Source organism: Nonomuraea guangzhouensis (assembly GCF_019396345.1).
In the GTDB taxonomy this organism is placed as follows: Bacteria; Actinomycetota; Actinomycetes; order Streptosporangiales; family Streptosporangiaceae; genus Nonomuraea; species Nonomuraea guangzhouensis.
The window spans coordinates 155,835-178,125 of the sequence record NZ_JAHKRM010000009.1 but is presented as its reverse complement, the minus strand read 5'-3'; the positions used below and the strand labels follow the sequence as shown (position 1 = coordinate 178,125).

General features: G+C 69.2%; 26 protein-coding genes. 8 read left to right on the top strand and 18 right to left on the bottom strand.

The window, feature by feature from the left end; all coding sequences use genetic code 11:
- Window positions 1-18: 18 nt before the first annotated feature.
- Window positions 19-1,278 (top strand): serine hydrolase domain-containing protein, encoded by a 1,260-nt coding sequence (locus tag KME78_RS20030; RefSeq protein WP_219530612.1) that lies wholly within the window; start codon window positions 19-21, stop codon window positions 1,276-1,278.
- Window positions 1,279-1,305: 27 nt separating this feature from the next.
- Here KME78_RS20030 and KME78_RS20025 read toward each other — a convergent pair whose 3' ends face one another.
- Window positions 1,306-1,791, bottom strand: a complete 486-nt coding sequence (locus KME78_RS20025) for a DUF488 domain-containing protein (RefSeq protein WP_219530611.1) — start codon at window positions 1,789-1,791, stop codon at window positions 1,306-1,308.
- 68 nt (window positions 1,792-1,859) lie between these two features.
- A complete protein-coding gene (locus KME78_RS20020) occupies window positions 1,860-2,255 on the bottom strand; it encodes a RidA family protein (protein ID WP_219530855.1) in 396 nt (131 codons plus the stop codon).
- A gap of 93 nt (window positions 2,256-2,348) precedes the next feature.
- Between KME78_RS20020 and KME78_RS20015 the strand changes: the two genes are divergently transcribed.
- A complete protein-coding gene (locus KME78_RS20015; RefSeq protein WP_219530610.1) occupies window positions 2,349-3,323 on the top strand; it encodes a helix-turn-helix transcriptional regulator in 975 nt (324 codons plus the stop codon).
- A gap of 15 nt (window positions 3,324-3,338) precedes the next feature.
- Here the strand turns inward: KME78_RS20015 and KME78_RS20010 are convergent, their stop codons facing one another.
- Genes KME78_RS20010 through KME78_RS20000 form a run of 3 tightly spaced genes read right to left on the bottom strand, consistent with a single transcriptional unit; the run spans window position 3,339 to window position 5,559 of the window.
- Window positions 3,339-4,001, bottom strand: coding sequence for a Tc toxin subunit A-related protein (locus tag KME78_RS20010; RefSeq protein ID WP_308127055.1), 663 nt, complete (start codon window positions 3,999-4,001; stop codon window positions 3,339-3,341).
- Between the two features lie 23 nt (window positions 4,002-4,024).
- Window positions 4,025-4,984, bottom strand: coding sequence for a CU044_5270 family protein (locus KME78_RS20005; RefSeq protein WP_219530608.1), 960 nt, complete (start codon window positions 4,982-4,984; stop codon window positions 4,025-4,027).
- Window positions 4,981-5,559 carry an RNA polymerase sigma factor gene (locus tag KME78_RS20000; protein ID WP_219530607.1) on the bottom strand — a complete coding sequence of 193 codons (579 nt, stop codon included), beginning with the start codon at window positions 5,557-5,559 and terminating at the stop codon, window positions 4,981-4,983. The genes KME78_RS20005 and KME78_RS20000 overlap by 4 nt, the downstream gene beginning before the upstream one ends.
- Before the next feature lie 184 nt (window positions 5,560-5,743).
- On the opposite strand from KME78_RS20000, the gene KME78_RS67995 reads away from it, so the two are divergent.
- A complete protein-coding gene (locus KME78_RS67995) occupies window positions 5,744-5,947 on the top strand; it encodes a recombinase family protein (protein ID WP_219530854.1) in 204 nt (67 codons plus the stop codon).
- A 21-nt stretch (window positions 5,948-5,968) separates the two neighbouring features.
- On the opposite strand, the gene KME78_RS19990 is transcribed toward KME78_RS67995, so the two are convergent.
- The 4 genes from KME78_RS19990 to KME78_RS19975 form a co-directional block, all read right to left on the bottom strand.
- A complete protein-coding gene (locus KME78_RS19990) occupies window positions 5,969-7,528 on the bottom strand; it encodes an FAD-dependent monooxygenase (protein WP_308127042.1) in 1,560 nt (519 codons plus the stop codon).
- A 3-nt stretch (window positions 7,529-7,531) separates the two neighbouring features.
- Entirely contained in the window at window positions 7,532-8,881 is a 1,350-nt protein-coding gene (locus KME78_RS19985; protein WP_219530606.1) for an erythromycin esterase family protein, read from the bottom strand.
- 64 nt (window positions 8,882-8,945) lie between these two features.
- A complete protein-coding gene (locus tag KME78_RS19980) occupies window positions 8,946-9,332 on the bottom strand; it encodes a DUF3224 domain-containing protein (protein WP_219530605.1) in 387 nt (128 codons plus the stop codon).
- Window positions 9,329-10,000: a CatB-related O-acetyltransferase gene (locus KME78_RS19975; protein ID WP_219530604.1), complete on the bottom strand. Its 672-nt coding sequence runs from the start codon at window positions 9,998-10,000 to the stop codon at window positions 9,329-9,331. Before KME78_RS19975 ends, KME78_RS19980 begins: the two co-directional genes overlap by 4 nt.
- Before the next feature lie 203 nt (window positions 10,001-10,203).
- Here KME78_RS19975 and KME78_RS19970 point away from each other — a divergent pair, with 203 nt between their 5' ends.
- The 3 genes from KME78_RS19970 to KME78_RS19960 all read left to right on the top strand — a co-directional run bounded on the left by KME78_RS19970 (window position 10,204) and on the right by KME78_RS19960 (window position 11,779).
- The gene (locus KME78_RS19970) at window positions 10,204-10,791 is read left to right on the top strand and encodes a TetR/AcrR family transcriptional regulator (RefSeq protein ID WP_246651460.1); all 588 of its coding nucleotides are present in this window, start codon (window positions 10,204-10,206) and stop codon (window positions 10,789-10,791) included.
- A gap of 215 nt (window positions 10,792-11,006) precedes the next feature.
- Window positions 11,007-11,423: a nuclear transport factor 2 family protein gene (locus KME78_RS19965; RefSeq protein WP_219530603.1), complete on the top strand. Its 417-nt coding sequence runs from the start codon at window positions 11,007-11,009 to the stop codon at window positions 11,421-11,423.
- Between the two features lie 122 nt (window positions 11,424-11,545).
- Window positions 11,546-11,779 carry a hypothetical protein gene (locus KME78_RS19960; RefSeq protein ID WP_219530602.1) on the top strand — a complete coding sequence of 78 codons (234 nt, stop codon included), beginning with the start codon at window positions 11,546-11,548 and terminating at the stop codon, window positions 11,777-11,779.
- A 53-nt stretch (window positions 11,780-11,832) separates the two neighbouring features.
- On the opposite strand, the gene KME78_RS19955 is transcribed toward KME78_RS19960, so the two are convergent.
- On the bottom strand, window positions 11,833-12,744 hold the full coding sequence (locus KME78_RS19955) for an SDR family oxidoreductase (protein WP_219530601.1): 912 nt from the start codon (window positions 12,742-12,744) through the stop codon (window positions 11,833-11,835).
- Window positions 12,745-12,840: 96 nt separating this feature from the next.
- Here KME78_RS19955 and KME78_RS19950 point away from each other — a divergent pair, with 96 nt between their 5' ends.
- The gene (locus tag KME78_RS19950) at window positions 12,841-13,530 is read left to right on the top strand and encodes a TetR/AcrR family transcriptional regulator (RefSeq protein ID WP_219530600.1); all 690 of its coding nucleotides are present in this window, start codon (window positions 12,841-12,843) and stop codon (window positions 13,528-13,530) included.
- A gap of 349 nt (window positions 13,531-13,879) precedes the next feature.
- On the opposite strand, the gene KME78_RS19945 is transcribed toward KME78_RS19950, so the two are convergent.
- From KME78_RS19945 to KME78_RS19925, 5 genes are all read right to left on the bottom strand, one after another.
- On the bottom strand, window positions 13,880-14,263 hold the full coding sequence (locus KME78_RS19945; RefSeq protein WP_219530599.1) for a RidA family protein: 384 nt from the start codon (window positions 14,261-14,263) through the stop codon (window positions 13,880-13,882).
- A complete protein-coding gene (locus KME78_RS19940) occupies window positions 14,260-15,108 on the bottom strand; it encodes a carboxylesterase family protein (protein ID WP_219530851.1) in 849 nt (282 codons plus the stop codon). Before KME78_RS19940 ends, KME78_RS19945 begins: the two co-directional genes overlap by 4 nt.
- 142 nt (window positions 15,109-15,250) lie before the next feature.
- Window positions 15,251-16,486 (bottom strand): RNA polymerase sigma factor, encoded by a 1,236-nt coding sequence (locus tag KME78_RS19935; protein WP_219530598.1) that lies wholly within the window; start codon window positions 16,484-16,486, stop codon window positions 15,251-15,253.
- Window positions 16,483-16,806 carry a YciI family protein gene (locus tag KME78_RS19930; RefSeq protein WP_219530597.1) on the bottom strand — a complete coding sequence of 108 codons (324 nt, stop codon included), beginning with the start codon at window positions 16,804-16,806 and terminating at the stop codon, window positions 16,483-16,485. Before KME78_RS19930 ends, KME78_RS19935 begins: the two co-directional genes overlap by 4 nt.
- A gap of 300 nt (window positions 16,807-17,106) precedes the next feature.
- Window positions 17,107-18,210, bottom strand: a complete 1,104-nt coding sequence (locus KME78_RS19925) for a GDSL-type esterase/lipase family protein (protein ID WP_219530596.1) — start codon at window positions 18,208-18,210, stop codon at window positions 17,107-17,109.
- 148 nt (window positions 18,211-18,358) lie between these two features.
- On the opposite strand from KME78_RS19925, the gene KME78_RS19920 reads away from it, so the two are divergent.
- Entirely contained in the window at window positions 18,359-18,802 is a 444-nt protein-coding gene (locus tag KME78_RS19920; RefSeq protein WP_219530595.1) for a winged helix-turn-helix transcriptional regulator, read from the top strand.
- Window positions 18,803-18,998: 196 nt separating this feature from the next.
- Here KME78_RS19920 and KME78_RS19915 read toward each other — a convergent pair whose 3' ends face one another.
- The 3 genes from KME78_RS19915 to KME78_RS19905 all read right to left on the bottom strand — a co-directional run bounded on the left by KME78_RS19915 (window position 18,999) and on the right by KME78_RS19905 (window position 22,276).
- Complete coding sequence (locus KME78_RS19915) at window positions 18,999-19,961, bottom strand: phosphotransferase family protein (RefSeq protein ID WP_246651508.1); 963 nt, start codon at window positions 19,959-19,961, stop codon at window positions 18,999-19,001.
- Between the two features lie 99 nt (window positions 19,962-20,060).
- Window positions 20,061-20,672: a CGNR zinc finger domain-containing protein gene (locus KME78_RS19910; protein ID WP_219530593.1), complete on the bottom strand. Its 612-nt coding sequence runs from the start codon at window positions 20,670-20,672 to the stop codon at window positions 20,061-20,063.
- A gap of 167 nt (window positions 20,673-20,839) precedes the next feature.
- Window positions 20,840-22,276, bottom strand: a complete 1,437-nt coding sequence (locus tag KME78_RS19905; protein WP_246651459.1) for an NAD-dependent succinate-semialdehyde dehydrogenase — start codon at window positions 22,274-22,276, stop codon at window positions 20,840-20,842.
- Window positions 22,277-22,291: the final 15 nt, after the last annotated feature.

Below are 22,291 nucleotides of genomic sequence, written 5' to 3'. Positions count from 1 at the left end.
CGCGGGGAGGGCGATGACATGGACTCGGATTCCGTCCGTGGTGTCGAGCGGCGGCGGCTGCTCGGATGGAGCGGGCTGGCCGCCGCCGGTGTGGTGGCGGTCGGCACCCCGCTGTTAGGCGCCGGCACCGCCCCCGCCGCCGCGTCCGAGACGGCCGGGCAGGACCGGATCCCGCCGGACACCCTGCCCGGCGGGGCCTACGACCGGTTCGTGACGAAGCTTGCCGCACAGGACAAGTTCTCCGGCGTGGTGCTGCTGTCGTACCGGGGCCGGACGGTGCTGTCGCGCAGCTACGGCATGGCCGACAAGGAAAGAGGGATCCGCAACCACGAGAACGTCGCATTCCATCTTTCCTCGGCGGGCGGGCCGTTCCTGCCTGTGGCGGTCCTGCAGTTGGTGCAGCGCGGCGAGGTGAAGCTGTCGGACACGGTGGGCACCTACCTGGACGGCATCGCCACGGACATCGCCGAGAAGGTGACCATCCACCACCTGATCATCGGCACGTCCTGGATGGACGCGCCGGAGCTGGACGTGCATCGCGTCTTCAACAGCCGGGAAGAGGTGCACGAGTACAACCGGCAGTGGGCCCGGCAGGCGAGGCTGGTGGGGGTCCCCGGCGCGGGTTCCAGCGGCCACACCGCCGGCGGCGCCGTCGCCGGCGCCATCGCCGCGCAGATCGTGGAGGCCGTGACCGGCACGACGTACTGGGACTACATGCACGAGCACGTCTTCGGACGCGCCGGCATGCGCGGCTCGGCGTACTACACCAGGACGCAGTGGCTCACCGACGAGCACATCGCGCATCCGTACATGCGGCAGCCCGACGGCAGCCGGGTGGACGCCGTCCGCAACCTGGACAAGGACAGCCTTAGCCAGCAGGGACCGAACGAGAATCCGGGCCGCGGCTTCATCCACGATGTCTTCGCCACCGCTCCGGACCTGGCCCGGTTCGCGCACGCGCTGAGCTCCGGCACGGTGCTGGACCGGCCCTACGCCGACCTGTACACCGGGGCCAAGCTCCCCGGCCCCGGTGACCGACTCGGCGCCCCGGCGTTCAAGGCGTACGTGGGTCCGCTCCACATCGTCAACGGCCAGTGGGTGTTCAACCGCGGCGGCGGCAGCGGCGGTGTCAGCGCCAGCTGGACCATCTACCTGGACTCCGGTTGGGTCGGCGTCGTCCTCAGCAACTACGACGACCTCCAGGAGTTCGGGGCGATCCTCCAGCGGCAGGATCAGGCCATCACCGGCCGGCCGATCGACTCACCAGGCGGGGGCTGACGCGCGGCCACGATGCTCCCGCCGCCGTCACAACGGGCGCAGGTGCTCGATCGTGACGTGGTGCTGCTCGGTCAGCCGCTGGGCGATCAACGAGCGGTGGCAGGCCTCGGGGTCGCGCTCGACACAGAGCAGCGCCGCGGTCCCGCTGCTCGGCAGCTCCGACACGATCGGCGTGAGGTCGGCGCGGTCGAGGATCTCGGTGGTGTAGCGGCGGGCGAACTCGGCGGCGAGTTCGCGGCGCGTGCGCTTGCCGACCCCTTGGCGGTCATCCTCGGCGTACTGGAGCTGGCGTAGCTCGGTGGTCGGGGCGAGCTCGGGGTGGTGTTCGTAGGCGATCCGGGCATGGGCGAGGGCCGCCTGCAGCCGGCGTGAGTTCGCCCAGGCGTACTCGGGTCCGCGGACACCGCGGCGCTGGCGTACGTCGAGCAGCAGACGAACGTCCGCGTGCCGCAGTCGTCGCAGGAAGGACTCGTCGTCGAAGCCATAGACGCCGATTGTCACCACCCGGAGCACCGGAAATCACCTACCCGCCTACTGCTCGTGCCGCCTCCGGCAGGCCTGCCGGAGGCGGCGAGGTCACATCACGCGACGGCGGTTCCCTCGAGCTCCACCATCAGGTCGGGGATCGCCAGCCGGGTCACCCCGAGCATCGTGGTGGACGGTGTCACCCCGGCCGCGCCCAACCGCGACGCCAGCACCCCGTAGTGCTCGAAGAGCCGATCGACGTCGGTGGTGTAGACGTTGAGCCGGACGAGGTTCGCGAAGGACATGCCGGCCTCGCCGAGCACGGCCTCCAGGTTGTCAAGGCTCAGCGCCAACTGCGCCGCCATGTCGTCGGCATGCTGCGGCTTGCCGTCGCCACTCATCGCGGTCTGCCCGGAGCAGTACAGGGTCCGGGTGTTCCCGGAGACGATCTCACCCTGGTTGTACCCCATCTCCACCGACCATGCCCACGGGTTGACCGCGGTTCGCTCTATTGCCACATTCGCTCCATTCGGTTCGGTCGTGCAGCTGAGAGCCTCCCAACAAATCACGACATCCTGTGTCGTGTATTTCTGTAGGGTTTTCGTATGCGCGCCGACCGGTTGGTCTCACTGGTGCTGCTGCTGCGGCAGCACGGTCGGCTGTCCGCGGCCGCGCTGGCCCGCGAGCTGGAGGTGTCCACGCGCACCGTGCTGCGCGACATCGAGGCGCTGTCCGCGGCGGGCGTCCCGGTCTACGCCGAACGCGGCCGGCACGGCGGTTTCGCGCTGTTGCCCGGCTTCCGGACCGAGCTCACCGGACTGAACCCCGACGAGGCCCTCGCTCTGCTGGTCGCCGGATCGCGGCGCGGCGCGCAGGCATTCGGCCTCGGCTCGGCGCTCGCTTCGGCGATGCTCAAGGTGGTTGACGCGCTGCCCGAAAGCTATCGGGACACCGCGGCCGGGGCGGCCGAGCGATTGCTCATCGACCCGGAGACCGACCTTCTTTCGCGTCGGCTGGTCGATGAGGAGGTGCCTGACGCCATCGCGGCCGAGGTCCTGCGCGCGGTGTTCGCCGGGCACAAGCTGCAGATCCACTACGCGGCTGCGGACCAGACCCCGGAGTGGCGCACTGTGGACCCGATCGGCCTGGTCACCGTACGCGACCGGGGCTACTTGCTGGCCACGAGGGCCGGCGAGGACCGCACCTACCGGCTGTCCCGGGTCCTGGCCGCCAAGGAGCTCGCCGAACCCGCACAGCGACCAGACCGGGTCGATCTGGACCGGACCTGGCAGGAACGCAGCACGCGGTTTCGGGCCGGCGGCGACCAGGTCACCGTGCTCGTACGGATGAACCCGGCGCGGCGGGAGGACCTGGTGGGCACCGCGCTGGCCGTCCTCGCCGAAGAAGCCGACTCAGACGGCTGGCTGCGGCTGGAGGTGACCTTCCAAGATCCGAGACATGCCGAATGGGCGCTGTGGCAGCTCAGCACGAACGCCGAAGCCCTGGGCCCGCAGTGGTTGCGCGACTCCCTGCGCCGCCGCGCCGCCGCGGTCGCCACCCGCTACGGAGTGTCACCCTGAAGACCGCGGAACCCGTCAGAGGGCCCGGTAGCTGATGACAAGGCCGACGTTGAGCAGCGCGGCGGGGTCGCCGTCGGCCACCAGGGTCAGCGGGCCGGCCCGGAGCCCTGGGGTGCGCAGCGGTCTGCCGTCCTCCAGCGGCAGTCGCTGGTCGCCGCCGAGCAGCAAGCGGACCTCCTCGTCGCCGTCCAGCTCGTATGTCGCGTAGAGGCCGGCGATCTGGCTGCCGGTGATCCGCGGGAGCTTCTCCGCCGTGATCGGCAAGGTGAGCTCGCCCTCCTCTCCCGTGAGGAACGCCGCCCATGCGCCGGGGAACTCGGCGGCGACGTCGATGTACCGGGACGCCTGGTACGGCATCCGCATCCCCTTGACCGCGTTGGCGAACACCGCGCCACCCTGCTCGGCGACGTACTTGATGACGATCGTCACGTCGGCCAGGTCGTCGGCGGGCAGGTCGGTGGTCTCCAGCCGCCAGGTGGACACCGCGCCCGTGCCCTCGAACGGAAGGTACCGGTCGTCGTCGTAACGCAGCTCGAACAGGCCGCGGTTGTCGCGGCCCACCTCCAGGCCGGACAGGGCGATCTGCTGGCCGGCGCGCCAGTCGAACCGTACGGAGCCGGGCGGCTCGCCCTTGCCGTCCATCAGGTAGCGCACGGCCTTGAGGTCGGGGGAGAGGATCGTGAGTTCGGCGGGTACCAGGCTCAGCCGCAGTTTCTCGGCTTCAGGGACTTGGACCAGGCCGGGAGTGCGTCGGTGATCTGCGGACGGGTGATGGACCAGACTTCACGCCCTCGTCCCGGCACGAGTTCCTGGCCGCCCAGGAAGACGTAGGAGGTCTTGTCGAAGATGAAGGATTCGCGGGAGATGGCACCCCCGCCGCCCAGGTTGTCCACCCGGGTCACGGCGATGCCCGTTTTGCCGGTGGCGTCCTTGAGCTCTTCCGTCTCGATGCCCGGCAGGGTCGCGGCGATCTTGAAGATGGCCGCCTGCAGCTTGGGCGGCATCGGGCGGCCGAGGACGCCGGTGCCGGCGCGCCAGATCTGGGTCGCGGTGTCCTTTTTGAGGACCATCTTCCTACCGTATTCGGCCAGTTTGTGCCGGAGCTGCTCCTGGTCGGTCGGCCACCCACGCAGGTCGGCGTAGGTGGGGCCGCCGAAGCCGGAGCACCGGGTCTCGAGTTCCTTGTACGCGCCGCGGCCGGGAAGGGGGTTGGACTTCTCCGGCTTGCCCCAGCTGAGTCTTGGGCGGGAGCCGTCCACGGAATCCCAGAACTCGCCGTTGATGCGGCGCGTACCGGGGTCGGGAACCCCCTTCTCGGGGCGCGACTCCGCGATCTGCTCGTAGTGGAGGTACTGGTCGTCGCGGGGTTCCGGCCACGGGGTGGCGCTCGCGGCCTCGGCCGCCAGCCTCAGGACCTCGGCGGCGCTGGCGGGCGCGGCGGGCTTGAACGTCTGGACGGCGATCATTCCTGCGGTCATCGCCGCGACCAGGCCGCCTGCCAGTACCAAGCGCCGCAGGCCGACTGCCCGGGCCCGGGGCCGGCGCTTCGTGCGGGCTTCGGTCAGGAGGGCGGTACGGGCGGGGGAGAGGCGGTCCGCCGTGGGGCGCGCCTTGTCGGCGAACAGGTCGCGAAGTTCCGTCAGGTCGGTCAGTTCGTTCATGAGGTCTGCTCCGTCGTGGGGTCGGTGCTGCCGAGGGTGTCGCGGACGATGGCCCGCGCGCGGTTGAGGCGGGAGCGGACTGTTCCGATCGGGATGGACAGGGCGTTGGCGACCTCCTCGTAAGTGAGGTCGGCCCAGGCCACGAGTAAGAGGACGTCTCGGTCACGGGCCTTCAACGAGGCGAGCGCCTGGGTGAGAGGGCGGCGTACGGCATGCGCGCTCGCCCGCTCAAGAGCTTGTTCCGCGGCGTCGTCGGCGTCGGGAAGCACGCCCACTTTCGAGTACGCCTTGTAGCGGTGTATCTCGGCGCGCTGATGCCGCCGGATGAAGTTGGTCGCGAAGCCGTACAACCAGGGGAGGGCCTCCGGCCGGGCGGTGTCGTAGTCGCGACGCTGCCTGAACGCGGCGAGGAACGTCTCGGAGACGACGTCATCGGCCGTGTCGTCGCCGAGCCTGCGGGCCACATAACGGTGGATGTCTCCCGCGTGCCTGTCGAACAGCAAGGCGAAATCCTCGGGATCTCGCCACGACCGTTCGATCAGGTCGGCGTCACACAGGGTCGTACTGAGCGGCATGTGGTTGGGCCTTCCCAAGGAAGAAGTGTCGCCCGTCTTTCACCCGAGTCAGGAAACGAGTTCACGGGACGCTGCCGACCGCGCTGGAGACCGTCTAACTCGGCGTCGATCACCTCGACACGACGCAGTTCTAGGCCCGGCGCTTGGGTCGCCGTCCTCAGGGTCCCAGTAGCAACGGAGCAGAATCCAAGGAACCCGCGGCGTCGTACTACGCGTCCTGTCCAACTTCCACGACCTGGCAGCCGACGACGACGCTAACGCCCTGATCATCAACGTCATCACCGCCGTCGGCCAGTTCCAGCGCGACCTCCAGAACGAGCTCACCGCGGAAGGGATCGCCGCCGCCGAAGCCGAAGGCCGCTACCCCCGCTGGGCCGGGTCGAAATGATCGCGAGCCAGGCCAGGCGGCCTACCTCAGCTCGGCGATCGCGTCGTCATCTCCGGGGTTGCCGAACCAGGTGGAGAGTGCTTCGCGTAGCGAGGGTGCGGCGGTGTCGGCGGGTTCGTCGATGGTCGCGGCCCAGGCGATGTGGGCGTCCGGGCGGATCAGCAGGGCGTCGGCCGGTCGATCATCGGTTTTGGCGGTGTGGATGTCGACGCGATGCCGCCAGTCTTGGGCGGTTTCGCGGAGGTCCGGGCGGTCGGCGAGGACGAGGAGGATGGGCCGGGCGGGGTGCAGGAGGTCGGCGACGCTGGTCATGCCCTGGTCGGTGTGCAGGGTGAGGTCGGGGGCGAAGGTGCCGGCCAGCGGGTGATGGTCGGAGCCGGGCATCGGGTAGCGGATGTCGGAGCCGGCGACCAGCGCGCCCATGCGGCGCAGCGGCTGCTCATCGGTGAGCAGTTCGGAGAAGACTTCCCGCAGTGCTTCGGCGGCTGCGTCGTGCCCGCGCCGCAGGGCCACCTGGGCTCGGGTGTGCAGCATGGTACGGGCGCCGGCGAGGTGGCGTTCGTCATGGTAGGTGTCCAGCAGGCCGGCCGGGGCGTGGCCGAGGAGGTCGGCGGCCAGCTTCCAGGCCAGGTTGACCGCGTCCAGCATGCCGGCGTTGATGGCCACCCCGGTGGCCGGGAACAGATGCGCCGCATCACCGGCCAGCAGGATCCGCTCGTGCCGGTAGCGTTCGGCCTGGCGGGCCTTGAAGGTGAACCGCGACAGGCGGATCGCCTCGGCCACCGGCAGGTGCGCGCCGAGCACACGGCGGAGGCTGTCCTGGAGTTCGGCGACGGTCATCGGGGTGTCGTCGTCGTATTCGGTGGTTTCGTCTTCGATGGTGTAGAGGGAGACGACCGGGGAGGTGGGCGAGGCGCCGATGCCGAACAGGCCGTGGTCGGTCCGGGTGAAGCCCGCGTGGATCGTGCCGAAGCCGGGGACGTCAAGGCCGCCGTTGCCGAGCACGGTCACCGTGTCGGGCAGGGTGACCTGCGCCAGCCGGTTGACCTCCGGATAGACGGTGCCGGGAAAGCCGATGCCGGCCTGGTCGCGGATTCGGCTGCGGGCGCCGTCGCAGCCCACCAGGTAGCGGGCGCTCACCTGGTACGGCCCGTCCGGGCCCCGCACGTCCACGGTCACCGCGGCATCGTCCTGGCTCACCGCGGTCACCTCATGTCCGCGGCGGAGGTCGACATCCAGTTCGCCGGCGCGTTCATCCAGCAGCCGCTCCAGCAGCTGTTGCGGCAGCGGCAGGGCGTGCAGCGGCGGGTCGGCCAGCTGGGTGAAGTCCAGGTGCACGCCGCCGAACGGGAACCGGGGCGGCGGGATCGGGTCGGTGCAGGCCGCTTCGAAGCGTTCCCGCAAGCCCCGGTAGCGCAGCAGCTCCAAGATCTGCCCGCCCAGACCACCGGCCTTCGGGGTTTGCCGGCGTTGCGGCTGCCGCTCCAGCACCAGCGGCCGTACCCCGGCCAGCCGTAGTTCGGCGGCCAGCATGAGACCGGTCGGGCCGGCTCCCACAATGATCACGTCGGCGTTCGTCACTGGTCACTCTCCTCGTAGGTTTTCGTCGCGTCCTTGCGCGATCTGATCGTCAACAACATGTCCGACCGGTGACCGTGCGGCGCGACCGGACGTGTCGGCCACGGTGGAGGTCGGGGTGCTGAGGACGGCGTCGAACGCCTCCAGCACGGGAGTGCGCAGATAGGCGCTCTGGATCCGATAGCGGTCGGGGCCGGGGATCTCGCGAGGCGCCTGGCGGAGATCGGCGATGCTCAGCCCGAGCCCAGCGTCGGCGAAGGCGGCCTCGATACTGCCCGGCTCGGGCGGCTGCAGCGCGGTGTCGTCGATGGCGAAGCCGAAGCGCGCGGTCTCGTCGGGGCGCATGTCGGCGGTGTACCCGCCGACGCTGGACAGGGCGAGGGCGACGTAATCGTCGCCGAGGGCGTTGTGCAGGTGCTGTCCCATAGGGAGCCCGGTGAGGTGGCCGTTGAAGGAGACCGGTGTTTTCTGGATGTGGGCGTTGTGGGCCGCCAGGACGATGCGGGTTCCGGGTTCGAAGCGCTCCAGGTGCCACAAGACCGACCCGGCCATGTAGACGTCGCGGGCCGAGGTGTCGGCGGTCAGGCCGTTTCCGGCGTACAGACCGGCCATGGCGCGGAAGCCGTAGTCGGCGTGGCAGGCGGCTTCGAGGCGACGCAGGGCGATGTCATAGCTGTGCCGGTCGGCGCGGGAGACGTACAGCACCTCGACGGCACGGAACCGGATGAGCAGGCGCATCAGGATCGCCGTGAGAGCGTCCTGCTCGGCGGCGGCCAGGCGGGCCCAGGCCGGTGCGGCCGAGGCCGCGGAGGCGCCGGCGAACGATTCCGCGATCTGCATCGCCTGCTGGATCGCCGGCAGGACTTCGGGGTCGACCTGACGCAGGTAGTCGGCAACAGGAGCCAGGGCGGGAAGTAAGGACCCACCGGCCGCCGGGATGTCGATCCCGGCGAAACGCACCGGCTGGGCGGCTGTGGCGTTGTGCCGGCGCATCCAGCGCAGCGGCTCATCGACCCCCACCGGGATCGCCGCGGAGAGATGGGCCGACAGATCGTCGTCGGTGCCTTCCCCCTGGGCCCAGGTGTCCAGGGAGAAGCCTTCGCTGAAGCCGTACTCGAAGGCCAGGACGGTGAAACCACAGCGTTCGACCAGGAAGCGCAGGATACGTCGGCGCATGAGCGAGAACTCGGTGATGAAGTGGGAGCTCTCACCGATCGCGACGACGCGCGCCGCGCCGATGAGCTCGCGCAGCGGCTCCAGATCGTCGAGCGGCGCCTCAGGGTCGAGGTGGGTGAGCGGCGCGGCGTGGGCGCCAAGCCAGCCGGCGAACGGGCTGGGGTGGGACGAAACAGACATGCTGATGGCTCGATTCCGAAGCGCTGGAACGTTGAAACGGGAGTCAGGTCCGGCTCGAGTGGTCTCACACCGTGTAGACCAGCGTGAGCACTTGGAACTCGCGCTCCATCGCGCGACCGGCGATCCCGGCGAGTTCTCCCGTCCCGGAGTTCGGGACGATGCTTCCTTCGCTGCTCTGGTCGGCTCCATCGGCCAGCCCCCAGTGCTGGATGACGAAGGTGCCCTGGCGGCCGTCGAGCGTGCCTTCGATTCGCTCCGAGGCGACGTAGCCACCGCCGGCGCTGCCTTGGGCCGTGAGCACCTCGGCGACACCCGTTCCTTCGATCACGCCCTGGTAGCGCTTTCGGATCGTGACCCTGGTTAGCTTGGGCCCCTCGGCGTGCTCGTCATACACGCTCTCGTCGAACTCGACGATCTCGAACTTCACCTTGACGGTGCTCGGGCCACTCATGATGACTCGATTCCCACGTGCTGACGCATCGGAGCAGGCGCCGCGTTCTCCAGGTCGTCGATGCTTCCGGACATGATCGTGCGGACGTGGTCGGTGATGTCCTGGAGCGGCCAGTCCCACCAGGCCACAGCGAGAAGGCGGTCGATGTCGGCGTCGCTGTAGCGGCGGCGGATGAGCCGGGCGGGGTTGCCGCCGACGATGCCGTAGTCCGGGACGTCGTCCACGACGACCGAGCCGGAGGCGATGATCGCGCCGTGCCCGATGCGGACGCCGGGCATCACCATGGACCGGTATCCGAACCAGACGTCGTGGCCCACCACGGTGTCACCCCGTCCGGCCAGGCCGGTGATGAGGCCGAAGTGGTCGGCCCAGGACCCGCCCATGATCGGGAAGGGGAACGTCGAGGGGCCGTCCATGCGGTGGTTGGCGCCGTTCATGATGAACCGCACCCCCTCGCCCAGGGCGCAGAACTTCCCGATGACCAGCTTCTCCGGCCCGTAGTGGTACAGCACGTTGCGGGTCTCGAAGGCGGTCGGGTCGTCCGGATCGTCGTAGTAGGAGAACTCCCCGGCCTCGATCAGCGGCGACGTGATCAGCGGCTTCAACAGCACCAGACGCGGCTGCCCGGGCATCGGATGTACCACGGTCGGGTCGGCAGGAATGGGCATTACAAATCGCCTTCTTTCGGAGAAATGGGGTTAGAGAACGTCAGGTCTCGTCGCCTCGACATCGTGCACGTTGAGGCAGAACACGCCGCCCTTGGTGGGTGTCGCCCTCTCCATCACATCGGCACGGACCGTGCCGATGTGATGATGCCCAAACAGGCTTTCACTGTCAAGTACGGCACGTGCCGTACCGATAAGGTGTCGGCATGACCCACACGCCCCATCGTCGCGGCGCCGACCGGACCGAAGCCATCATGCGGACCACGCTGGAGCTGGGCCAGGAGATCGGCTACGCCAAACTGAGCATTGAAGCGGTCGCGGCCCGCGCCGGTGCCGGCAAGCACACCATCTACCGTCGATGGTCATCCAAAGGAGCCCTGCTGCTCGACTCGCTGCTGTCGCTGAACGAGCCTGGCCTGGACTATCCCAACAGCGGCGACATCGTCGCCGACCTGCGCGCGCAGATCTACACGGCCGTCGACCTGCTGGCCAGGCCACCCTTCGGTCCCTTGTTCCAGGCCCTGATAGGCGAGGCCCAGCACGATCCCCAGGTCGCCGCCGCGCTCAACGAGCGCTTCATCACCCCGCAGGCGGACAAGACCGTCGCCCGGCTGAAGGCGGCCCGCGACCAGGGCCAGCTGTCATCTGGCTTCGACCTCGACCTGGCGATGGCGATCCTGTCCGGCCCGCTGTACTTTCAGCTCCTGATCACTCAGGAACCACTGACCCATGAGTATGTCGACCGGATCCTCCACGCCCTCTTCGCCGGCATGGGACCTCAACCACAACCCTGAGATACGAGTGCTTGCCAGGGCCTGCCGAGTGGCTTGGCCGGCCACCGCAAGTCCCAGCCGTGCTTGGCCACGAGAGGGCCGAGCACGGCGCGCGGTCTGGCGTCGAGGTCACGTCCGTGCCGGCGCAGGCGAGGGCGCGCAGTCTCGGCGCCCAGGCCGGAGGAGGCCCCGGACAGCGACACAGCAAGCAGACGAAGAGACAAAGGACAAGGACGATGGCAACAGATACTCAGACCTCGCGGACTGTGGCCGAGAAGTTCGTGGAGCGCCTCGGCAGGCAGAACCCCGACGGCATCCAGGAACTGTTCGCCGAGGAGATCGACTGGCACGTCCCCGGCAGTGACGCGCTGCCCTGGACCGGGCGACGTACCCGCCGGGAGGAGGTCGCGCCGTACTTCACCACGATGTGGCCGTACTTCGCGCAGGGCAGGAGCAAGGTCGTGCTGGAGCGCTTCATCGTCGACGGTGCTGACGTGGTGCTGCTGGCGGTCTTCACGCACACCGTCGCGGCCAGCGGCAAGGAGTTCACCACACCGGTGGCCATGCACCTGGCGGTCGAGGGCGGCCGGATCGTTCGCATGCACCTGTACGAGGACACGCTGACCGTCGCCGAGGCGTTCAACGCCGGCTGAGCGGAGGATGCTCAGGGGCCCGCGACCACGGCGTCAGCCGTACCGCCGTCGCCGACCTCCTGCCCGAGTACACAGCCGCCGACCCGGACGCCCCGGCCCTGGAAGCGCCGGTCGCCCTCGACATGCCCGGCAAGGTCGCCGACTTCCTCCGCACCGCCGACCTGGGACCCGCCGAGCGCGCCACGCTCGACCAGGGCGTGACCGTACGGCGCGGCCAGGGCTACACCCTGCGCGTCACCGCCGACTCCTCGACCTCTGCCAGTCTCTCGACGGCACCCCCGGGGAACACGGCGGTCCCGGCACAGCGCAAGGCCCGCCGCGAGTACGCGCACCGCATCAGCACCCTCGATCAGTAACCGGGTTTCTGGCGTATCCGGGTCATGCCCCTTGCCCTTCGCTTGGTCGGTGATCAGAGGCTGGCGGGGAGGGCGGCGCCGGTCAGGCGCTCGGCCTCGGCCCACAATCGGGCGGCGACGACGCGGTCGAGGCCCTTCTTCGTGGGCCGCGCGATGGCCGGGGCACCGACCAGCCCCCAGCGAGGGCCGTAGTAGCCGCCCTGGGCCACGCCGGGCGCGGTCGCGGCGTACAGCATCGGGTCGGCGCCGGCCTCCGCGCTGTGCTGCGGGGTGATCTTCAACGCGATGCGGAACAGCAGGCTCGGCTCACCCCCGAGCCTTGGGCCGGAGGCGGCGATATTGGTGGCCGCGGCACCGGGATGCGCCCCGGCTGACAGCAGCGGCCAACCACGCTCGGCCGCGAGCCGGGCCAGGTGTTGGCTCAGCAGCAGGTCCGCCAGCTTTGAACGCCCGTACGCCCCGGTCGGGTCATAGCTCTTCTCCCAGTTCAGATCGTCGAAGTCGATCTTGCCGCGGGCGGCCATGCCGCTGCTCATGGTCACCACGCGCGGGGCGGGCGCTTTCAGCAGCAGCGGCAGCAGCCGCACGGTCAGGGCGAGCGGGCCGAGGAAGTTGCTGCCCAGCTGCAGCTCGAACCCGTCGACGGTCTCGTGCCGCACCGGGGGGAACATCACCCCGGCGTTGTTGAGAAGGATGTCGACCGGGCGCCCGTCGGCGATGAGGCCGTGGGCGAACTCCTTGACCGAGGCCAGGTCGGCCAAGTCGATCCGCCGCACCTCCACCTCTGCTGCCGGGTGGGCACTGAGGATCTCGGCCCGCGCCTGTTCGCCCTTGGCGACCGTGCGCACCGCCATGATCACCCGCGCGCCGGCCGCGGCCAGCTTGGTCGCGGCCGCCTTGCCGGTTCCGCTGTTCGCGCCGGTCACCACGGCGAGCTTTCCCTGCTGGCTCGGAACCTGGTACATGAGACACCTCTTAAGTACTGCCGGTATTTTGTCTCTTGCCACGCTAACGCACCACCGGTATCTTTGCAAAATACCAGCGGTATGTAAGATGGGCTCGTGAACTTCAAGCGCGCCCGCAACGAGGAGCAGCGGACCGAACGACGCCGGCAGATCTTGAAGACCGCGGCCGCGATGCTGGCCGAGATGCCGGTCGCGAAGCTGAGCCTGAACGAACTGAGTCGGCGCGTCGGCCTGGCCAAGGTCAATGTGCTGCGCTACTTCGACTCGCGCGAGGCGGTCCTGCTCCAACTACTGGACGCCGAGGTCCAGGACTGGATCGCTGAGCTGGAGCGGTCGTTTCAGCCCAGCGAGGGCGCGCCGCGAGAGCGCGGTGACCGGCTGGCCGAGATTCTGGCCGAGTCGATGGCGCGGCGGCCGGTGCTGTGCGACCTGATCAGCGCGCAGGCCGCAGTGCTGGAGCACAACATCTCCACCGAGGTCGCCATCCGGCACAAGTACGCCGCCAAGCACTCCATGCAGGCGCTGGTCCAGCTGGTCCTGCGGCACGTGCCCGAACTCGGCGCCCACGGCGCGCCCCGGGTGGTGGAAGCGACCCTGCTGATGGCCACCGCGGCCTGGCCCTGCGACCGGCCATCAGAGGCGATGCTGGCCGCCTACGCCTCCGAACCGGCACTGGCCGCCATGCGACTCGACTTCACCGAGGTGATGCGCAGGACGGTAGAGGTGACCATCTCCGGGCTCCTCGCCCGCCAAAAAGAGCCGACGAGCGCGAGCCCGCGTCCCTGAGCGCCGGCAGACGTCACGACGGGATGCGTCGGGCTGGACGCAGGCCGAAGATCAAGCTCCAGGGCCGAGAGGCTCCACCGCCGCCATCATCTTCGGGATCGACGTCGGCGCGGCCTCATCGCCGGGGCGCTCCCGCAGCACCACCGCCCAGGACGCCGCCATCCGCGCGGCCGCCGTCTTCAGGGAAACACCGCTGGTGTCGGCACGGTGCGCTGATCGTTCCGCGAGGATGTGCGCGGTGAGTTCGTCCGGAGCCGTTCCGCCAGGGCTGCGGCGGCCCCCTGTGAGATCGTCCCGGGTTATGGCGGTGCTGCGAGTTGTCGACCGTGCAGGCTGGTGTACGCCCTCGTCAGTCGCCCAGCACCGCCAGGGCGTCGACCTCCACGAGCAGTCCCGGCGGAAGCTGCATGTAGACGGTGGTGCGGGCGGGGAAGGGCTCACCGACCGCCGCCGCGTACGCCTCGTTCATCTCGGCCAGGTGGGCGGGATCGGTGAGATACACGCGGAGCATCACGACGTCCGCCAAGCCCGCCCCGCCCGCCTTGAATACGGCGGTGACGTTGCGCAGGGTCTGCGTGGTCTGCTCGGCGACCGTGGTGCCGACGACCTCGCCGGTGTCCGGATCGAGCGGGAGCTGCCCGGAGACCTGCAAGAGGGGACCCTTGCGGATGCCTTGGGACAGCGGGGCGGCCAGGGCGGGGGCGTTCTCGGTGGTGATGACGGTTCTGGTCATGGTGTGTCCTTCAAGGGTGAGCTCCACGCCTGTCGTTCCTGGCCGCGGGGGTCCTCGACCTGGGTCCATTCGGCGTCTATGCGCATCGTGGCCCGGCGCTCGTCGTCGTACGGGTCCCAGCCGGGGTCGCCGGTCCTGGCGAACCGGACCCAGGTCTCGTGCATGCGGGCGGCGAGATCGGCGGGCGGCTGGTCGGGGCCGAGCAGGGCGGCGGATCCGTGCAGCTGGGGGAGGTGCGCGAGGTCGAAGACGAAGGGCAGCTCGACCGCGTGGGTGGCGCCGAGCTCTCCGTCCAGGGCATGGGAGCGCCAGGCGAACTCATAGGCGTACGTGGCGGACTCGGGGTGGGCGGCATGCGCGCCGGCCAGCGCCCAGCTGCCCGCGCCGAACAGCGCGTCGCCCATGATGGCGGAGCGCAGCTCGCCGAAGGACGCTTCGGGGAGTGCCTTCCGGTACGTCTCGACGAGGTGCGCCGGCTTCGGATGCGAACGCGCCGCCGCGTCGTCGACGTCCCTGGCCGTCGAGGTGGCGTACTTGCCCACGGGGACCAGGTAGAGGTTCCCCTCTTCGGTGTTGGTCCCGATGAGCAGGTCGATGTCGGCGCTGAGGCCGGCGGCGACCGATTCGGCGGGCTGCGTGTCGAGGACGATGCTGAAGGGGCTGAGTCCGATCAGCGGGTCGCCGTGGGTCTCGGTCCGCAGGTCGATGCCCCCGAGCCGGGCGGCGGCCTCGACCAGGCGCTCGTCGGAGATGTCCGCGAAAGCGTCCACGTGGGGCTCGATGCCCAGGGCTTGGGCGGCCGCCTTGGTGACGCGGGTGGCCTGCTCGGTGGTGAACGCGCCCAGGCCGCTGCCGCGTCTCTACAGCCGCCGCAACCCGGCGCCCCCAACCCTGCGCCGTTGCTCGGCGAGAAGGGTCGGCGTCTGAACATGTCCATAGCGCAGCGTCCGGCCTCGCCTTTCATAGTGCGGTCCTCAAACGCGGGCGCTACCGCAGTTGGTCGCGGCGGCGGGTGAGGTAGGCGGTCTCGCCGGTGTTGCCTGCCAGCTCGATGGCCCGGTCGTAGGCCGCGCGTGACTGCTGACTGTGGCCCAGCCGGCGCAGCAGGTCGGCGCGGGTGGCGTGGTAGGCGTGATAGCCGGCCAACGCTTCGGCGAGACGGTCAACGATGGCCAGCGCCACCTCCGGGCCGTCGAGCTCGGCCACGGCGATGGCCCGGTTGAGGGCGATGATCGGCGAGGGGTCGAGGCGGACGAGCTGGTCGTAGAGGGCGAGGACCTGTGACCAGTCGGTGTCGCGGATGTCGCGGGCGGAGGTGTGCACGGCGTTGATCGCGGCGAGGATCTGGTAGCGGCCCGGGGCCACCCCGGCGGCGGCAGCGGCCAGGCGCTCGCGCACCAGCCGGTGACCTTCGGCGATCAGCGCCGCGTCCCAGGCCCCACGGTCCTGCTCGTCGAGAGCGACCAGCTCGCCGCCGGCCGAGACCCGGGCGGGGCGGCGGGCCTCGATGAGGAGCATCAGCGCCAGCAGGCCGGCCACTTCTCCGTCGTTCGGCAGGAGGACACGGATCAGGCGGGTGAGCCGGATCGCCTCGGTGGTCAGGTCGTGTCGTAGGGGATCGGTGTCGGGGCTGGTGGCCAGGTAGCCCTCGTTGAAGACGAGGTAGAGCACGGCGAGGACGCCGGAGACGCGTGCCGGCAGATCGTCGGCGGACGGCATCCGATAGGGGATGCGCGCCGCCTTGATCTTGGCCTTCGCGCGGGTGATGCGCTGCCCCATAGTGCTCTCGGCCACCAGGAAGGCGCGGGCGATCTCGGGCATGGTCAGGCCGGCGACCATGCGCAGCGTCAGCGCCACGCGCGCTTCCATCGCCAGTGCCGGGTGACAGCAGGTGAAGATCAGCCGGAGCCGGTCGTCGTCGATGGCGCTCAGTGGCTCGGGTGGGGTGGTGTCGTGCAGCATCTGAGCCTCCTTGTGCTTGTCGTCGCGTTTGTTCTCGCGCCGGATCCGGTCGATGGCCTTGCGGTTGGCGGTGGTGGTCAGCCACGCGCCCGGGTTGGGCGGCAGGCCGTCGGCCCGCCACCGCTCCACGGCGGTCGCGAACGCCTCGGCAGCCGCCTCCTCGGCGATGCCGAGGTCACCGAAACGCCTGGTCAGGGCGGCCACCACCCGCGCCCACTCGTCGTGGTGGGCTCGGGTGATCGCCTCTTCGACGTCGCTCACAGGAACGGCCGCACCTCGATCTTCCGATCGCAGACCTTCGACGCCTCGGCGGCGAGCTTGAGCGCCACGTCGAGGTCGGGGGCCTCCCACACCCAGACGCCGGCGAGGTACTCCTTCGACTCCACGAACGGCCCGTCGCTGAACACCGCCTGCTCGCCCCGGTTGTCGATGACCGTGGCCGTGTCGGTGTCCGCGAGTCCGCCGGCGAAAACCCAGTAGCCCTCGGCGATCAGTCGTTCGTTGAACGCGCTGATGGCAGGCCGCCTGTCCGTGCTGCCGGGATTGTTCTTGTCGTCGATCACGGAAACCAGATACCGCATCTGAAGATCATCTCCTGTGGTGTCAAGTCGGTGGTCAGGGACTTCAGGCCGTTGCATACCGCGGACGCCCGGCCGGCCGATAGGCCTGGATCGTCAGCTTCATGATCGCGGTTCCTCTGCCTCGGCGCCGCCCCCTTGCGGGCGGCCTCACCCCTGCTACGAACACCACCGCCCCGATCCGACACCTCTTCCCGGACTACTTTGCGGAATTTTCCGGGACGCCGCTCGTCAGCGATCCGACCGCGCTCCACCTCCTCACGCGCGCCCCAGGTAGGGGTCGAGTTGGAGGTCAGCGTGATTCTAGAGGGCGAGGGTATCCAGGTTTACGGCGTTGGCCATGGCTTGGGCGCCTTTGTCGTTGAGGTGCATGCCGTCGCCGCTGTCCAGGTCGGGGTGGATGTGGTCGGGGGCTTCGGGGTTCTCGACGGCTCGGGCCACGTCGAAGACGGCGTCGAACGTGTCGGTGGTACGGATCCAGTCGTTCACCTCGCGTCGGGCGGCGAGGCCCTCGGGGGTACTGATCCCGGGGTAGACGGCGCCCGCGAAGGGGCCGATGGTGGCGGCGAGGATCTTCAGGGCGGCCTCGTGGGCGCGGCGGGCCAGGGCCTCGAAGCCCTCGATGAGGGCGTCGGAGGTGGCGGGAGGCTCGCCGGACATGCCGGGGAGGCCGAGGTCGTTGATGCCGAAGTGCACCAGGACGTGGGTCAGGCCGGGAATCGAGAGAACGTCATGGTCGAAGCGCGCCAGCCCGTGCTCGCCGACCTCGTCCCGCAGGAGGCGGTTTCCGGCGATGCCCTGGTTGACGACCCATCCCCGCTTGAGGCGCCGGTTGAGGAAGTCCACGGAGCGGTTGTTCGCGCCGGTCGTGGAGCCGACCCCTTCGAACCAGGAGTCGCCGAACGCCACGGCGATCGCGGTGGCGTCCGGGGCGAGCACGTCGACGCCCGAGACGTAGAACCTGGCTTCTACCTGCTCAGCATCAGGGAGTGAGTGAGACGCGACGTGGTTACCGCCGACTATGTGCGCGGTCTCCATGGGCATGTGGGAATAGGTGGCCAAGCCTGTCTCCTCAGGGAGATAGAGGCTGAGGAACAGGTCGGCGCCCGGAGCGACGGGCAGATCGATCGGGTCACCGGCGGCCTCCTCTCCCGGCGGGATGACGAGCCGCTCGGCGCCGTCGAAGGTGAGGGCGGCCTGCCCGTGCTCGGTGGCGACCCTTGCGGCGGCGATGGTCAAGGGGGTGCGGCCGTAACGGTTCGTCAGGCGTACGCGGAGGCGTTCTCCGCCACCGGCCATGTGCAGCACCTGACGCACCGTCTGGTCGGCGAAGCCGCGCGGTTCGGTGAGCTGGATCTGCTCGTAGGGATTGATCACTGCGGTGCGGAACCCGGCTGTCCAGATCATGCTCGCTCCATTCGTTGCTTTGGGATTGGTCGGCGCCTCGTGGCTTGTGTGCGACGGCTGGCCTGCATCACTATGGGTCGGTAGCTCTCCAGCGGGAAGTACGCACCCAGAAGTGCGTAAGTCACCGCCCGGTAGGAAGGAATGGTCGATGCCGACGACGACGGCGGCCCAGAAGCGAGCAGAAGCGAAGGGCGACTACGACGCCTTCCTGGCGATGTGCCCAAGCCGCCAGTTGCTCGACCAGATCTCCGACAAGTGGGTCGCGCTGATCCTGGCCGCGCTCGGCGGCGACGGCCCGCACCAACCCGGAGGAGACCGCGCCGGCGAGTCACGGCCGATGCGCTACTCCGAGCTGTCCCGCAGGCTGGCCGGGGTCAGCCAGAAGATGCTCACCCAGACACTGCGCTCCCTTGAGCGCGACGGGCTGGTCACCCGCACCGTGACGCCGACGGTGCCGGTCACGGTGACGTACGAGCTGACCGACCTCGGTCACTCGCTCCAGCACATGATGCGCGGCATCAAGATGTGGGCCGAGACGCACATGGCCGAGGTGCTCGCCAATCGCGAGGAGTACGACACCCACATCGTCTGAACGCTCACCATCAGCGCGACTCGGGCGTCTTACGCGGACTGATGTGACCGCTCTGTGGTCCGCTCGCTGGTTGCGCAGCTTTCCTACGACAGTCAGCCGCTGCCCGCGCGTTGGGATCCAGCTCACCGGTGCGACTCATTTGGTCGCGGGCCATATCTCGATGGGGCTCATCCGCGCGGGATCGCGATCGTTGGCGTCAGGTTCCCTGGCCGTCGTCGGTGAGGAGTTTCCGGATGAGATCGACGGCCTTGCCGAAGAACAGGTGCTCGGGCGGACGGGTGAGGAAATCGGCGAGGGCGAACAGATCAAGGGCCTGGCTGATCTGGCGCCAGTTGTCCGACAGGTCACCTCCGGCCCTGACATATCCGGTGATGAAACCATCGGCGAACGCCGGTGGCAGCTCGGCGGGGAAGCGGAGCATGTTGCCGATGTCGAACAGCGGAGAGCTGCTGAAGGCGAACTCCCAGTCCAGGACGGCGGTGACGGTCCAGTTCCCGTTATGCCGCGCGGCGAGCAGGTTCTTGGGGTTGAAGTCGGCATGGATCAGTTGATGGGCGCCGCGCACGGTATGCAGAGCGGGTGCTGACGCGGCCGCGTGCCGGCATAGGGCGTCCTGCTCGGCAGGAGTGAGTGCATGATGGGCGTTGCCGGTTCGCAGGCAGCGGTCGACGAAGCTGGGCAGGTCGGCGGTGGGCTCCATGCCATCTGGCCCGGGGACCAGGTCGGGGCCGTCGAAGAAGCCCGGACGGGGGAAGGTGACGGTGCCGATCGCGGCAAGGACAGCGCCGACCGAGCGGCCGAGGGCTCCGGCCTGGCCCGGCTCAAGTTCGGGGAGGATCGTGCTGACCATGTCGCCTGGCATGAACCGGGACACCATGACCGGCTGGCCCGCCACCGAGCCGTCGGTGTCGGCGGCGATGACGTCGGCGACTGGCACGATGCCGGCGAGGCGTCCGACCAGGGCGGCTTCGACAGCGCAGGTGTTGTGGTCGAGGTAGCGGCGCAGGACGTACTGATGGCCGGTGTCGGTGATGAGCAGGGTGTTGGCATTGCTGTACCCGCCGGCAAGGGCCTTGGCGTGCTGGATCTTATGGCCGGGAAGGGCATCCCGGGACAGCCATCTGCGGATCGGCTCCTCGACGTGTTCACCACCGGTCATGCCCGGGTGGGTGTTCACGGCGTCCTCCATGATTGACAGTAATGATCAAGAATCATCGTCGACGGCGTCGATGTGGATGCCGAGACGAGACGTTCCTGATCAATGCTTCATCGTGCTCGTGTTCGGGGTTCCCTGGCCTGCCTTCTGTCGTTCGCGGTATGCGCGCATGGTCACCTGGCTGCTGCAACTGGGGCTGCAGTACAGGCCTGAGGAGTTGCGCGTCTTGTCGAAGAAGCCGACGTGGCAGGGGAGGTTGCGGCACATCTTCATGCGTGACCACATGTTCCGCTGGGCGATGTCAGCGATCGCAGCGAAGATCGTCCCGAACATCCCTGGTACGCCCTGCTGTGCGGAGACGAACTCGCATCCATCAGCGGTGATCACCGGCTGGAGAGGGTGCAGTGCGGCCGCCTGGCGAAGGCGCTGTTCCGCCTCGGACAGCGCCCCCCCGGATTCCCGCACGTCGACATGGGCGAGCAGGATGGTGACGAGCGCCTGTCGAAGGTCGCGTGCGGATGCCGCGTCCGCGTCGGAGAGCACCCAGTCACCCAGGTCGATGACGGCCTCTTCGGCCCAGGCTCGCAGGGCGTGGGCGTCACCCAGCCGCTCGGGATCCCCGTTGCCTGTCGCGCGCGTGTTGACGAACCCCAGCACCAGGCCGGCGGTGTTCGGCGCAGTCAAAGGGCCACGGGTTGCCGTTGTCTCCTGCACTGCCCATCCACCTCCTACTGCCGTAGCAGCTTACTTCGGCTCCGATCTGCCTGCGGTGAGTGAACAGAGATCACGCATAACGAATTCCCCCAGGCTCAGGAAATCGTTAGCAGCTAAGCACTAACGCCATCGGAGCAAACCGACTCCAAGGTTGTTGCTGCGGACAACTACCAGTCGGTCGCCACGTAAGTGGTTTCCAGATAGGCGTCGATGCCGTCGTAGCCGCCTTCTCGTCCCAGTCCGGACTCCTTCACGCCCCCGAAGGGTGCTGCCGCGTCGGACACGAGACCACGGTTGAGGCCGACCATGCCGGCTTCGAGACGTTCGGCGACGCGCAGTCCGCGGGCGAGTGAGCCGTAGACGTACGAGGTGAGGCCGAACTCCGTGGCGTTGGCGAGTTGGACGGCGTCCTCGTCGTCCTTGACGGGGATGATCGGTGCGACGGGGCCGAAGATCTCCTCGGTTGCCACGGCGGAGTCCCGGGGGACGTCGGTGAGGACCGTCGCCGGGTAGAAGAAGCCGCTGCGGTCGAGGCGTGCCGCACCGATGACGGCTCGGGCGCCCACGGCCACGGACCGGTCGACCTTGTCCGCGATCCCGTCCACGGCTCGCGCGTTGATCATCGGACCGAGTTCGGTGGCCGGGTCGGTGCCGGGCCCGATCCGCAGGGCGCCCATGCGCGCGGCAAGTCGCCGGGCGAACTCGTCGGCCACGGTCTGGTGTACGAGGAAGCGGTTCGCCGCGGTGCAGGCCTGGCCTCCGTTGCGGGTCTTGGCGAGCATCGCGCCCTCCACTGCGGCATCCAGGTCCGCGTCCTCCAGGACGATGAAGGGCCCGTTGCCGCCGAGCTCCATGGAGGTGTTCACGACATGGTCGGCGGCCTGCTTGAGCAGGGTCCGGCCGACCCCGGTGGAGCCCGTGAACGACAGTTTGCGCACGCGGCTGTCGCTCAGGGCTGTGGTGACGAATTCGCCGGCCTTGTCCGTCGTCAGGACGTTCACCACGCCGGGTGGGGCGCCGGCGTCCTGCAGCAGCTTGGCGATCAGCAGCGCCGTCAGCGGGGTGTCGGAGGCCGGCTTGAGTACCACCGCGCACCCGGCGGCGAGAGCTGGGGCGATCTTGCGGGTCGCCATGGCGGCGGGGAAGTTCCACGGCGTGAGGAGCAGGGCGACGCCGATCGGCTTGCGGAAGGTCAGGATGCGATTGGTGCCCGCCGGGGTCCGGCGCAGTTCGCCGCCGATGCGGACGGCTTCCTCGGAGAACCAGCGGAAGAACTCGGCGGCGTAGGCGGCCTCGCTGTGGGCGTCCTTGAGGGTCTTGCCCATCTCCAGGGCCATGACGAGGGCGAGTTCGTCCTGGTGTGCGACCGTCAGTTCGAAGGCGCGGCGCAGTACCTCGGCGCGCTCGCGGGGTGGGCGGGCGGCCCATTCGGCCTGGGCCCGCGCGGCCGCGTCAACAGCGCGGGCGACGTCATCGGGGGAGGCGCGCGGCACGTGGGTGATCGGTTCGCCGGTTGAGGGGTTGAGGACGGGGAAGGTGCCGGCGCCGCCGGTCCACTCTCCGTCCAGCAGCATCCGGGTCGGTGCGGCTTCGGGCAGGTTCATCGTTGGCTCCCAGGT